Origin of the sequence: Citrobacter sp. Cpo221, from assembly GCF_030332345.1 — a bacterium.
GTDB classification, from domain to species: domain Bacteria; phylum Pseudomonadota; class Gammaproteobacteria; order Enterobacterales; family Enterobacteriaceae; genus Citrobacter; species Citrobacter portucalensis.
The window spans coordinates 1-12,842 of sequence record NZ_JAOWIA010000040.1 but is presented as its reverse complement, the minus strand read 5'-3'; the positions used below and the strand labels follow the sequence as shown (position 1 = coordinate 12,842).

Here is a 12,842-nt window from a genome sequence, read left to right as displayed (position 1 = left end):
TTAAGGTTTTACTGAGAAGGATAAGGTCATGCGCCATCGTAAGAGTGGTCGTCAACTGAACCGCAACAGCAGCCATCGCCAGGCTATGTTCCGCAATATGGCAGGTTCACTGGTTCGTCATGAAATCATCAAGACGACTCTGCCGAAAGCGAAAGAGCTGCGTCGCGTAGTTGAGCCGCTGATTACTCTTGCCAAGACTGATAGCGTAGCTAATCGTCGTCTGGCATTCGCCCGTACTCGTGATAACGAGATCGTGGCAAAACTGTTTAACGAACTGGGCCCGCGTTTTGCGAGCCGCGCCGGTGGTTACACTCGCATTCTGAAGTGTGGTTTCCGTGCAGGCGACAACGCGCCGATGGCATACATCGAGCTGGTTGATCGTTCAGAGAAAACAGAAGCTGCTGCAGAGTAATCTGTAGTAACGTAAAAAAACCCGCCTCGGCGGGTTTTTTTATATCCGTCATATCCCCACTTATCTACAATATCTGTACTCTTTTTGTTCATCCCCTGGAGTGTTGTATGTGGTTACTTGACCAGTGGGCAGAGCGCCATATTATTGATGCACAGTCTAAAGGCGAGTTTGATGATTTACCGGGAATGGGCGAACCGCTGACTCTTGACGATGACTCCCATGTCCCGCCTGAACTCCGAGCAGGATACCGTTTATTAAAAAATGCAGGTTGCCTTCCTCCTGAGCTCGAACAACGCAGAGAGGCAATACAGCTGCTTGAAATACTCGCGGGGATCCGCAAAGATGATCCCAGTTATCCGGAGGTGAGCCGAAGACTGTCGCTACTGGAACTTAAACTTCGGCAGGCTGGACTCAGCACCGAGTTTTTGCGCGGTGACTACGCAGATAAGTTGCTAAAAAAGATCAACGACGAATAGCGGAGAGAGCATGTACCGAATTGGTGAAATAGCGAAACTGGCTGACGTGACGCCGGATACTATCCGCTACTATGAAAAGCAGCAGATGATGGAGCATGAAGTGCGTACTGAAGGCGGATTTCGCCTCTATACAGAAAGCGATCTTCAGCGCTTGAAGTTTATTCGTTATGCCCGGCAGCTTGGTTTCACTCTGGAGTCGATCCGCGAATTGCTTTCGATCCGTGTTGATCCCGAACACCATACCTGTCAGGAATCAAAAGGGATCGTCCAGGAAAGACTGCAAGAAGTCGAAGCCCGTATTGCTGAACTTCAGACGATGCAGCGGTCTCTGCAGCGATTGAATGATGCATGCTGCGGCAAGGCACACAGCAGCGTGTACTGCTCTATTCTTGAAGCTCTTGAGCAAGGCGCCAGTGGAACAACATCAGGCTGTTGATTTCTTGAACTGCCAGGTCTACACTCGCGGCGTAAATTCCTACAAACTGGAGATATTATGAGTCGTTATCAGCACACCAAAGGGCAGATAAAGGACAACGCCATTGAGGCGCTTCTGCATGACCCACTGTTCAGACAGCGCGTTGAGAAAAATAAGAAAGGGAAAGGAAGTTATCTACGTAAAGGAAAACATGGCAATCGGGGTAACTGGGAGGCCAGTGGCAAGAAAGTAATTAACTTTTTTACCACTGGCCTTCTTGTTTCAGTGAGTGCTTAAGAGCGATTATTCTGTTCTTTCAGCAGGTCACGAATTTCACTTAGCAATACTTCTTCTTTCGATGGAGCTGGCGGTGCTGCCGGCTCTTCCGCTTTTTTACGGTTCAGTTTGTTGATCAGTTTGATTGCCATAAAGATAGCAAACGCAACAATAATGAAATCGAATACATTTTGAATAAATACACCGTAATGCATGACCACGGCAGGGATGTCTCCCTGTGCATCACGTAGCGTTAAAGCAAACTGTTTAAAATCAATTCCACCAATTAACAGCCCCAGCGGCGGCATAATGATATCGGCAACCAGTGATGAAACAATCTTACCGAATGCCGCGCCAATAATGACACCCACTGCCAAATCGACAACATTCCCGCGCATCGCGAATTCGCGAAACTCTTTAATAATGCTCATTTTATTCTCCCTATGCAGCTGACGTTTATAAGTTTAACAAATGTTTAGGCAATTTCCATTTATGTATTGCCGAAAGGAAAATTTATTAGACCATGAAAAATAAAGGGAAATAAAAAGGGCGCTGTATTAGCGCCCAAATTATTACAGGAAAAAAGGACTTGGCTGGAATAGTCGCTCAACGTCGGTAATAAACTTTTTATCTGTCAGGAACATAATTACGTGATCGCCCTGCTCAATGCGCAGGTTATCGTTGGCAATCATGACATCGTTACCACGTACAACGGCGCCAATAATGGTTCCGGGCGGAAGTTTAATTTCATCAATTGAACGCCCTACAACTCTCGACGTCGTTTCATCCCCGTGTGCGACGGCTTCAATGGCTTCCGCGACGCCACGGCGAAGTGAAGAAACGCCAACAATATCAGCTTTACGCACGTGGCTCAGCAGCGCGGAGATGGTCGCCTGCTGCGGTGAAATCGCAATATCGATCACGCTGCCTTGCACCAGATCGACGTATGCTCTGCGCTGGATCAACACCATTACTTTCTTGGCGCCCATCCGTTTGGCAAGCATCGCCGACATGATATTTGCTTCGTCATCATTGGTCACTGCGATGAACAGATCGACCTGATCGATATGTTCTTCGGCCAGTAACTCTTGATCCGAAGCATCACCAAAAAAGACGATTGTATTTTGTAGTTTCTCTGCAAGTTCGGATGCGCGTTGTTGATTACGTTCGATCAGTTTGACGCTGTAATCTTTTTCCAGACGACGTGCCAGACCCGCACCGATATTACCGCCACCCACTAACATAATGCGTTTGTACGGCTTTTCCAGACGCTGCAGTTCACTCATTACGGCGCGTATATGCTGTGATGCCGCAATAAAGAAGACTTCATCACCCGCTTCAACGATCGTAGAACCTTGCGGACGGATCGGTCGGTCATGACGGAAAATCGCCGCAACGCGGGTATCGATGTGCGGCATATGCTCACGCATTGTTGACAGCGCATTACCGATAAGCGGCCCGCCGTAATAGGCTTTTACTACTGCCAGACTGACTTTACCTTCGGCAAAATTCACCACCTGCAATGCGCCCGGATATTCAATCAGGCGATAAATACTATCAATAACCAGTTGCTCAGGCGCAATCAGGTGATCGATTGGCACCGCATCGGATTGGAACAGCTTGTCGGCATCGCGAACGTAATCTGGTGAACGAATACGGGCGATGCGATTAGGCGTATTAAACAGTGAATAAGCTACCTGGCAGGCAACCATATTTGTTTCATCTGAGCTGGTTACGGCAACCAGCATATCGGCATCGTCGGCACCGGCTTCACGCAATACGCGGGGATGCGAACCATGCCCTTGCACGACACGGAGATCAAACTTGTCCTGCAGGCTGCGCAGGCGTTCACCATTGGTATCGACTACCGTGATATCGTTGTTCTCTCCGACCAGGTTTTCAGCCAGCGTACCGCCAACTTGCCCTGCGCCCAGAATGATAATTTTCATCAGTCGCGACCCGTTATCTCATCACTTTTTGATTAGCTTAGCGTAAAAGAAGCCATCGCCATCTTCCGCACCCGGTAAATTCTGACGTCCGGGTTTTTCCGGCGTACCGGTTTCGCTTAATACCGCATCCGGTGTGCGTGCCAGGAAGGCGGCAATTTGCTGCTGGTTCTCTTCTGGCAGGATAGAACACGTTGCATACACCAGCGTGCCGCCAGATTTAAGATGTGACCAGGTAGCATTCAGGATCTCAGCCTGTAATTGGGCAAGTTCGGCAATATCCCGGTCGCGGCGCAGCCATTTGATATCCGGATGGCGACGGATCACCCCGGTTGCAGAACATGGGGCGTCCAGCAAAATACGGTCAAACTGTTGTTCACCGCACCACTGCTTTGGATAGCGTCCATCCCCCTGTTTTACGGTTGCCTTCATGCCCAGACGTTTCAGATTGTCGTAAACGCGCGATAAGCGTTTTTCATCCACATCGACGGCCATGACGTTAGCTTGCGGAGCAACTTCCAGAATGTGAGTGGTTTTACCGCCCGGCGCACAGCACAGGTCGAGGATCTGCTCACCGTCCTCCGGCAACAGATAATTTACGCATCCTTGAGCGGAAGCATCCTGAACGGTGACCCAACCTTCGTTAAAACCAGGGAGGGCGTGAACTGGAGCCGGTGTTTCCAGACGCACTGCATCCGGGTAGTCTGGATGCGGGAAACCTGTCAAACCCGCTTCGGTAAGCAGGCCTAGCCAGGCGTCGCGAGTATGGTGATTACGATTGACTCGTAGCCACATCGGCGGTCGCTGGTTATTGGCTTCAAGAATGGCTTCCCATTTCTGCGGATACGCACTCTTAATACGTTTCACCAGCCAGGAGGGGTGTAAGAAGCGCAAATCGCTTTGCGCAAACTCGGCCAGCAGTTCATCCTGACGGCGTTGAAACTGGCGCAGTACGCCGTTGATCAGCCCTTTCAGCTGTGGACGCTTAATAACGACCGCGCCTTCTACGGTCTCAGCTAACGCAGCGTGTGCTGGAATACGAGTATGCAACAGTTGGTAGAAGCCCACCATGATCAGGTAGTGAACGGTGCGCTGTTTGCCCGTCATTGGACGTTCCATCAGTTGCTGGATCATCCACTCCAGTTGAGAGAGTGTACGTAATACGCCGAAGCAAAGTTCCTGTAACAGCGCTTTGTCTTTATCGGCAACTTTTTGCTGCATGGCGGGCAGCACGTTACTTAGTGATCGTCCTTTCTCGACAACCTGTTCGACGGCCTGGGCCGCCATACTGCGTAAATTAAGATGTTTTTTCATAAGCGCAAAAATAAAAATGCCCGGAGACACCGGGCTTAAAGAGATGAACCGTCAGGCCAGACGGTTTCCGGGCACGAACCACTCCCGGCGTGAATTAAGCAGATCCTGCGCGCTCATGGCTTTTTTACCGGCAGGCTGCAAAGAGATAAGATTCAGAATGCCGTCACCTGTTGCGACCTGGATACCCTGCTTTGTCGCCTCTAGAATGGTGCCTGGCTCGGCCTGGGTGTTTACAGCAATAACCGAAGCTTGCCAGACTTTCACTGGCTGACCATCGATTTCAAGCCAGCTCATTGGCCACGGGTTAAAGGCGCGGATGCAGCGTTCCAATTGAACAGCCGAAAGCGACCAGTCGATACGGGCCTCTTCTTTGCTGAGTTTTTCTGCATGCGTAACCAGTGATTCGTCTTGTACCACCGGTTTTATTGTACCGGCAGCCAGCTGTTTTAGCGTTTCAATCAGCCCCTGAGGCCCCAGGTCTGCCAGCTTGTCATATAACGAACCGCTGGTATCTTCTGCCGTAATTGGGCAGGACAGCTTCAGCAGCATATCACCGGTGTCGAGGCCAACATCCATCTGCATGATGGTAACACCGGTTTCGGCGTCGCCTGCCCACAGTGAGCGCTGGATCGGTGCTGCACCCCGCCAACGCGGAAGCAGGGAACCGTGAACGTTGATACAACCCAGGCGCGGCATTTCCAGTACTGCTTTTGGCAGGATCAGGCCATATGCCACCACCACCATCACGTCTGCGTGTAAATCAGCAACCAGTAGTTGGTTTTCCTGAGGGCGAAGAGAGACGGGTTGAAAGACCGGTATCCCTTTTTCTTCTGCCAGCACTTTTACCGGGCTGGGCATCAGCTTTTTACCGCGTCCCGCCGGGCGGTCCGGTTGGGTAAACACGCCAACGACGTTATGTCCAGAAGACAGCAGCGCGTCGAGATGACGCGCTGCAAAGTCAGGTGTACCCGCAAAAATAATACGTAGTGAGTCTGACACGTTGATCCTTGTCCTTAAGCTCGGGCGTTCAGGCGGTCGAGTTTTTCAACTTTCTGACGAATGCGTTGTTGCTTCAACGGAGACAGATAATCGATAAATAGTTTACCGACCAGGTGATCCATTTCATGTTGAATGCAGATAGCGAGCAGGCCATCGGCTTCCAGTTCAAAAGATTTGCCGTCGCGATCAAGCGCACGAATTTTTACTTTCTCTGCACGCGGTACTAACGCACGCTGTTCAGGAATAGACAGACAGCCTTCTTCAATGCCGGTTTCGCCGTCTTTTTCCAGCAGTTCTGGGTTAATGAGTACCAACTGCTCATCGCGATTTTCAGAGACATCAATAACAATGATGCGCTGATGAATATCGACCTGTGTTGCTGCCAGACCGATACCTTCTTCGGCGTACATCGTTTCGAACATATCATCAACGATACGCTGAATTTCTGCATTCACTTCTTCAACCGGTTTTGCGACTTTGCGAAGGCGCTCGTCCGGAATATGTAACACTTGCAAAACTGACATAGTTATCCAGAGTTGTGTTCAGGAGTTGAAAAGATAATTACCTCTATTCTAGACAAAACCCCCTCTGATTGACAGCATCAGTGACCAATCGCAAAGATTGCCAGGACTGCTTGTGGCAGGGGAACAGGGATGACCCAAATCGAAATTTGGCTACGTTTAGCGCAAGTGAATGAACTGTATGGTGATGAGATAGTGCGCGTTGCTCACTGGCTCAATACTCAACCGTGTATTAACAACGCGGTACTCTTGCAGGCTGGATTCTCTCCACGCCAGGCAAGACGCTTTTTAACCTTTTCAGATCTGACGCTGGAAAAAACGCTGCGCTGGCTTGAACAGCCTAACCACCATTTTGTGGTTGCCGACAGCGAGCATTATCCGCCACAGCTCCGTGCGATTGAGGATTATCCTGGGGTGCTTTTTGTTGCAGGAGCTCCCGCATGCCTCCACTCATTTCAAGTTGCCGTTGTCGGTAGTCGACAACACTCATGGTATGGCGAACGCTGGGGACGGTTGTTTTGCGAAAATCTTGCTGCATGTGGGGTGACGATCACCAGCGGTCTGGCCCGGGGGATTGATGGCGTGGCGCACAATGCTGCGATAAACCGACAAGGCACAAGTATTGCGGTGCTGGGAAATGGACTTGAGACCATTCACCCACGACAGCATATCCGTCTTGCGGAGCGACTTATTGAGGCTGGGGGCGCACTGGTGTCTGAGTTCCCATTAAATATGCTCCCTTTGCCGCGCAATTTTCCCCGACGAAATCGCATTATTAGTGGGCTAAGTAAAGGTGTACTGGTCGTTGAAGCTGCACAGCGTAGTGGTTCACTGGTTACTGCTCGCTGTGCACTGGAACAAGGGCGGGAGGTGTTTGCTTTACCAGGGCCGATTGGGAGCCCGGGAAGTGAAGGCCCGCATTGGCTTATTCAGCAGGGAGCCATGCTTGTGACGACACCAGAGGAAATTCTTGAAAATTTGCAATATGGGCTGCAATGGTTGCCAGATGAAGCTGAAAAATCAATTTATTCGCCAGATCACGGAGAGGTGGCATTGCCATTTCCGGAGCTCCTGGCTAACGTAGGAGATGAGGTAACACCTGTTGACGTCGTCGCTGAACGTGCCGGCCAACCTGTGCCAGAGGTAGTGGCTCAACTGCTCGAACTGGAGTTAGCAGGGTGGATCGCAGCTGTACCCGGCGGCTATGTCCGATTGAGGAGGGCATGCCATGTTCGACGTACTAATGTATTTGTTTGAGACATATATCCATAACGAAGCTGAGCTGCGTGTGGATCAGGACAAACTGGAACGGGATCTTACCGACGCTGGTTTTGATCGTGAAGACATTTACAACGCGTTACTTTGGCTGGAGAAGCTTGCTGACTATCAGGATGGCCTTGCTGAACCTATGCAGCTGGCATCGGACCCTCTTTCTATACGTATTTATACTGCGGAAGAGTGCGATCGACTGGATGCAAGCTGTAGAGGATTCCTGCTATTCCTGGAGCAGATTCAGGTGCTAAACCTCGAAACGCGAGAAATGGTTATTGAGCGCGTACTCGCGCTGGATACGGCAGAGTTCGATCTGGAAGACCTGAAGTGGGTGATTCTGATGGTGCTATTCAACATTCCAGGTTGTGAAAATGCCTATCAGCAAATGGAAGAATTACTCTTTGAAGTGAATGAAGGTATGCTGCATTAATCAATCTTCATTCAGTATGAGTTGTTATGGCTAAATCAGCACTGTTCACGGTGCGTAAAAACGAGCCCTGCCCACAATGCGGGGCTGAACTGGTTATTCGTTCCGGGAAACACGGTCCATTTCTCGGTTGTTCACACTATCCAGAATGCGATTACATCCGTCCGCTGAAATCTTCCGCGGACGGACATATTGTCAAAGTTCTGGAGGGTAAGCTTTGTCCTGCATGTGGCGCTGAGCTGGTGCTGAGACAGGGACGATTCGGTATGTTTATTGGATGCAGTGACTATCCTGCGTGCGATCACACCGAGCTCATCGACAAGCCTGATGAAACAGCAATAGTCTGTCCTCAATGCCAGACTGGTCATCTTGTCCAGCGGCGTTCCCGTTATGGCAAAACCTTTTACTCCTGCGATCGCTATCCGGAGTGCCAGTTTGTCATTAACTTCAAACCGTTAGCCGGAGAATGTCCTGAGTGTCATTATCCGCTTCTCATCGAAAAGAAAACCGCGCAGGGTGTGAAGCATTTCTGTGCCAGTAAACAATGTGGAAAGCCGATTTCGGCGGAATAAAAAAGTGAATAATAACCTGCCCACAGATCCTATCGTTGCTGCGATAGCGGTTCTGAAACAAGAAAAAGTCATCGCCTATCCAACTGAAGCTGTATTTGGTGTCGGCTGCGACCCCGATAGCGAAACGGCGGTGAGCCGTTTGTTGGCGCTAAAACAACGTCCGGTCGATAAAGGGTTAATTTTAATCGCGTCAAACTTTGAACAACTTAAACCGTATATCGACGATAGCATGCTCACCGATGCTCAACGTGACGCTGTTTTCGCCCGTTGGCCTGGTCCTGTTACCTTCGTTTTCCCAGCGCTTGCGACAACGCCACGCTGGTTGACCGGGCGCTTTGATTCTCTGGCTGTTCGCGTCACCGATCACCCGCTGGTGGTTGCGTTGTGCCAGGCTTATGGCAAACCGTTAGTTTCTACCAGTGCTAATTTGAGTGGCTTACCGCCTTGCAGAACGGTAGAGGAAGTTCGCGCACAGTTCGGTACAGACTTTCCTGTGGTTGAAGGGGAGACCGGGGGGCGTTTGAATCCTTCGGAGATCCGTGATGCTCTGACAGGTGAACAGTTTCGACAGGGGTAATATGAAAGAAGCCTATGCTGTTTTTGGTAATCCGATAGCGCACAGTAAATCGCCCTTTATTCATCAGCAATTTGCAGAGCAGCTGAAGATTGATCACTCCTACGGGCGTGTATTGGCACCCATCAATGATTTTGTGAATACCCTGAACGCTTTTTTTGCTGAGGGCGGGAAGGGGGCAAATGTCACCGTGCCTTTTAAAGAAGAGGCATTTGCACGTGCCGATGAACTAACGGAGCGGGCATCGCTTGCTGGAGCGGTCAACACCCTTAAACGGCTGGAGGATGGGCGTTTGCTGGGAGACAACACGGATGGTATCGGCTTGTTGAGCGATCTTGAGCGTTTATCTTTCATTCGTCCCGGATCGCGAGTTCTGCTGATTGGTGCGGGTGGTGCATCCCGTGGAGTTTTATTACCTCTTCTTTCTATGGATTGCGCGGTGACTATTGTTAACCGTACCGCTTCGCGCGCTGAAGAACTGGCACTAATCTTCTCCCATACCGGCAGCGTACAGGCGGTAGGAATGGATGAGCTTGATAATTACAGTTTTGATTTGATTATTAACGCGACATCCAGCGGAATTAGCGGTGAGATACCGGCTATTCCGACATCTCTTATTCACTCATCTGTCTATTGTTATGACATGTTTTATCAGAAAGGAGATACACCGTTCCTCTCCTGGTGTGCCGAACATGGGGCGAAACAATATGCTGATGGCCTGGGTATGCTGGTGGGGCAAGCAGCGCACGCCGTTTTACTCTGGCATGGGGTTTTGCCGCAGATTGAACCCGTCATTAAAAGCATGCAGCAGGAATTGTCGGCATGAATCAGGCGATCCAGTTTCCCGATCGAGAAGAATGGCGCACGGATGTCAGCGCCGTTGTGTTTCCGGCGATGGTTCATGGTATGCAGTTAACATGTGCCATATCTGGAGAGATGCTGGCGTCCCGCTTTGGCGGCGACACGCCTGAACAGTGGTTGGAAATCTTTCAACAGCATCGCTGGGATCTGGAAGAAGAAGCTGAAGGATTGATCCTGGCCCAGCAGGAAGATGCTCAAGGTTGGGTGTGGTTACTCTGACTTAAATATTCATCTTTCCACTTAACATAGTTGTTAGCTGAATATTGTAAGCCTGCTTTCTCTTCATCGCTTAATGGACGGATTTGTTTAACCGGGCTTCCCAGGTACAGATACCCGCTTTCCAGGCGTTTGTTTTGGGGAACCAGGCTCCCAGCCCCAATCATAACGTCGTCTTCTACTACCACGCCATCCAGCAGAATCGAACCCATGCCGACTAATACGCGGTTGCCAATGATACAGCCGTGTAGCATGACTTTATGACCGACTGTTACATCCTCACCCACGATCAATGGATTACCCTGCGGATTAGACGTGGATTTATGTGTGACATGGAGAACGCTGCCGTCCTGAATGTTTGTACGGGCACCAATTTGTACATAGTTAACGTCGCCACGAATGGCAACCAGTGGCCAAATTCCGACATCATCAGCCAAACGAGCATCACCAATGACGACACTGCTGGTGTCGATCATCACGCGATTTCCGATCTGTGGGAAAAGATCCTTATAAGGACGCAGTACATCAGACATGTTTACCTCAACGAAAATAGAGCAGTAATGAAGACTTTGGTTGGATTATTGAGACTGCGCAAGTGGTTTAGCTATCAAAAATCAGCCAAATTGCGCAGGAATGTAGCGAAAGGAGTGAAAAACAAGCATTCAGAAAAAAAGATCCAAAAAATACTTGTGCTAAAAAATGGGATCCCTATAATGCGCCTCCATCGACACGGCGGATGTGAATCACTTCACGCAAACAGCCGGTTCGGTTGAAGAGAAAAACCTGAAAATGAGGGTTGACTCTGAAAGAGGAAAGCGTAATATACGCCACCTCGCGACAGAGCGCTAAAGCGCGTCGCAACTGCTCTTTAACAATTTATCAGACAATCTGTGTGGGCACTCGAAGATACGGATTCTTAACGTCGCAAGACGAAAAATGAATACCAAGTCTCAACGAGTGAACACGTAATTCATTACGAAGTTTAATTCATTGAGCATCAAACTTTTAAATTGAAGAGTTTGATCATGGCTCAGATTGAACGCTGGCGGCAGGCCTAACACATGCAAGTCGAACGGTAGCACAGAGGAGCTTGCTCCTTGGGTGACGAGTGGCGGACGGGTGAGTAATGTCTGGGAAACTGCCCGATGGAGGGGGATAACTACTGGAAACGGTAGCTAATACCGCATAACGTCGCAAGACCAAAGAGGGGGACCTTCGGGCCTCTTGCCATCGGATGTGCCCAGATGGGATTAGCTAGTAGGTGGGGTAACGGCTCACCTAGGCGACGATCCCTAGCTGGTCTGAGAGGATGACCAGCCACACTGGAACTGAGACACGGTCCAGACTCCTACGGGAGGCAGCAGTGGGGAATATTGCACAATGGGCGCAAGCCTGATGCAGCCATGCCGCGTGTATGAAGAAGGCCTTCGGGTTGTAAAGTACTTTCAGCGAGGAGGAAGGTGTTGTGGTTAATAACCGCAGCAATTGACGTTACTCGCAGAAGAAGCACCGGCTAACTCCGTGCCAGCAGCCGCGGTAATACGGAGGGTGCAAGCGTTAATCGGAATTACTGGGCGTAAAGCGCACGCAGGCGGTCTGTCAAGTCGGATGTGAAATCCCCGGGCTCAACCTGGGAACTGCATCCGAAACTGGCAGGCTAGAGTCTTGTAGAGGGGGGTAGAATTCCAGGTGTAGCGGTGAAATGCGTAGAGATCTGGAGGAATACCGGTGGCGAAGGCGGCCCCCTGGACAAAGACTGACGCTCAGGTGCGAAAGCGTGGGGAGCAAACAGGATTAGATACCCTGGTAGTCCACGCCGTAAACGATGTCGACTTGGAGGTTGTGCCCTTGAGGCGTGGCTTCCGGAGCTAACGCGTTAAGTCGACCGCCTGGGGAGTACGGCCGCAAGGTTAAAACTCAAATGAATTGACGGGGGCCCGCACAAGCGGTGGAGCATGTGGTTTAATTCGATGCAACGCGAAGAACCTTACCTACTCTTGACATCCAGAGAACTTAGCAGAGATGCTTTGGTGCCTTCGGGAACTCTGAGACAGGTGCTGCATGGCTGTCGTCAGCTCGTGTTGTGAAATGTTGGGTTAAGTCCCGCAACGAGCGCAACCCTTATCCTTTGTTGCCAGCGGTTCGGCCGGGAACTCAAAGGAGACTGCCAGTGATAAACTGGAGGAAGGTGGGGATGACGTCAAGTCATCATGGCCCTTACGAGTAGGGCTACACACGTGCTACAATGGCATATACAAAGAGAAGCGACCTCGCGAGAGCAAGCGGACCTCATAAAGTATGTCGTAGTCCGGATTGGAGTCTGCAACTCGACTCCATGAAGTCGGAATCGCTAGTAATCGTGGATCAGAATGCCACGGTGAATACGTTCCCGGGCCTTGTACACACCGCCCGTCACACCATGGGAGTGGGTTGCAAAAGAAGTAGGTAGCTTAACCTTCGGGAGGGCGCTTACCACTTTGTGATTCATGACTGGGGTGAAGTCGTAACAAGGTAACCGTAGGGGAACCTGCGGTTGGATCACCTCCTTACCTTAAAGAACC

General features: G+C 50.4%; 16 protein-coding genes and 1 rRNA gene. 11 read left to right on the top strand and 6 right to left on the bottom strand.

The genetic code is table 11. The features are described 5' to 3' along the window. Positions 1-28 precede the first annotated feature (28 nt). The 4 genes from rplQ to arfA all read left to right on the top strand — a co-directional run bounded on the left by rplQ (position 29) and on the right by arfA (position 1,600). Positions 29-412, top strand: a complete 384-nt coding sequence (gene rplQ, locus OGY72_RS08265; RefSeq protein ID WP_001216370.1) for a 50S ribosomal protein L17 — start codon at positions 29-31, stop codon at positions 410-412. Positions 413-519: 107 nt separating this feature from the next. After that, on the top strand, positions 520-888 hold the full coding sequence (locus OGY72_RS08260) for a DnaJ family domain-containing protein (protein WP_003828274.1): 369 nt from the start codon (positions 520-522) through the stop codon (positions 886-888). 10 nt (positions 889-898) lie between these two features. Further along, entirely contained in the window at positions 899-1,324 is a 426-nt protein-coding gene (zntR, locus tag OGY72_RS08255; protein ID WP_003031145.1) for a Zn(2+)-responsive transcriptional regulator, read from the top strand. 57 nt (positions 1,325-1,381) lie between these two features. Beyond that, on the top strand, positions 1,382-1,600 hold the full coding sequence (gene arfA / locus OGY72_RS08250) for an alternative ribosome-rescue factor ArfA (RefSeq protein WP_003828276.1): 219 nt from the start codon (positions 1,382-1,384) through the stop codon (positions 1,598-1,600). Here the strand turns inward: arfA and mscL are convergent. The 5 genes from mscL to def form a co-directional block, all read right to left on the bottom strand. Then, positions 1,597-2,010: a large-conductance mechanosensitive channel protein MscL gene (gene mscL, locus OGY72_RS08245; RefSeq protein ID WP_003031152.1), complete on the bottom strand. Its 414-nt coding sequence runs from the start codon at positions 2,008-2,010 to the stop codon at positions 1,597-1,599. The two genes, arfA and mscL, sit on opposite strands and share 4 nt — an antisense overlap. Positions 2,011-2,151: 141 nt before the next feature. Further along, complete coding sequence (trkA, locus tag OGY72_RS08240; protein WP_003031153.1) at positions 2,152-3,528, bottom strand: Trk system potassium transporter TrkA; 1,377 nt, start codon at positions 3,526-3,528, stop codon at positions 2,152-2,154. A 21-nt stretch (positions 3,529-3,549) separates the two neighbouring features. Continuing rightward, positions 3,550-4,839, bottom strand: a complete 1,290-nt coding sequence (gene rsmB, locus OGY72_RS08235; RefSeq protein WP_198579274.1) for a 16S rRNA (cytosine(967)-C(5))-methyltransferase RsmB — start codon at positions 4,837-4,839, stop codon at positions 3,550-3,552. A 51-nt stretch (positions 4,840-4,890) separates the two neighbouring features. Beyond that, positions 4,891-5,838, bottom strand: a complete 948-nt coding sequence (fmt, locus tag OGY72_RS08230; RefSeq protein WP_003828282.1) for a methionyl-tRNA formyltransferase — start codon at positions 5,836-5,838, stop codon at positions 4,891-4,893. 14 nt (positions 5,839-5,852) lie between these two features. Beyond that, entirely contained in the window at positions 5,853-6,362 is a 510-nt protein-coding gene (gene def, locus OGY72_RS08225; RefSeq protein ID WP_003828283.1) for a peptide deformylase, read from the bottom strand. A 129-nt stretch (positions 6,363-6,491) separates the two neighbouring features. Between def and dprA the strand changes: the two genes are divergently transcribed. From dprA to OGY72_RS08195, 6 genes are read left to right on the top strand one after another with little or no spacing between them, the layout of a single operon-like run. Next, complete coding sequence (gene dprA / locus OGY72_RS08220; protein WP_126317318.1) at positions 6,492-7,616, top strand: DNA-protecting protein DprA; 1,125 nt, start codon at positions 6,492-6,494, stop codon at positions 7,614-7,616. Then, positions 7,588-8,061: a DUF494 family protein Smg gene (gene smg, locus OGY72_RS08215; protein WP_003031162.1), complete on the top strand. Its 474-nt coding sequence runs from the start codon at positions 7,588-7,590 to the stop codon at positions 8,059-8,061. Before dprA ends, smg begins: the two co-directional genes overlap by 29 nt. Before the next feature lie 26 nt (positions 8,062-8,087). Beyond that, a complete protein-coding gene (locus OGY72_RS08210) occupies positions 8,088-8,630 on the top strand; it encodes a DNA topoisomerase family protein (RefSeq protein WP_003828287.1) in 543 nt (180 codons plus the stop codon). A 4-nt stretch (positions 8,631-8,634) separates the two neighbouring features. Beyond that, a complete protein-coding gene (gene tsaC / locus OGY72_RS08205; RefSeq protein WP_003828289.1) occupies positions 8,635-9,207 on the top strand; it encodes an L-threonylcarbamoyladenylate synthase type 1 TsaC in 573 nt (190 codons plus the stop codon). Position 9,208: 1 nt separating this feature from the next. Further along, a complete protein-coding gene (gene aroE / locus OGY72_RS08200; RefSeq protein ID WP_003828290.1) occupies positions 9,209-10,030 on the top strand; it encodes a shikimate dehydrogenase in 822 nt (273 codons plus the stop codon). Next, positions 10,027-10,284, top strand: a complete 258-nt coding sequence (locus OGY72_RS08195) for a DUF1488 family protein (RefSeq protein ID WP_126317320.1) — start codon at positions 10,027-10,029, stop codon at positions 10,282-10,284. Before aroE ends, OGY72_RS08195 begins: the two co-directional genes overlap by 4 nt. Here the strand turns inward: OGY72_RS08195 and OGY72_RS08190 are convergent. Then, positions 10,260-10,814 (bottom strand): gamma carbonic anhydrase family protein, encoded by a 555-nt coding sequence (locus tag OGY72_RS08190; protein ID WP_003031171.1) that lies wholly within the window; start codon positions 10,812-10,814, stop codon positions 10,260-10,262. The two genes, OGY72_RS08195 and OGY72_RS08190, sit on opposite strands and share 25 nt — an antisense overlap. Positions 10,815-11,288: 474 nt before the next feature. Here OGY72_RS08190 and OGY72_RS08185 point away from each other — a divergent pair. Then, positions 11,289-12,830, top strand: a 16S ribosomal RNA gene (locus OGY72_RS08185). Positions 12,831-12,842 lie beyond the last annotated feature (12 nt).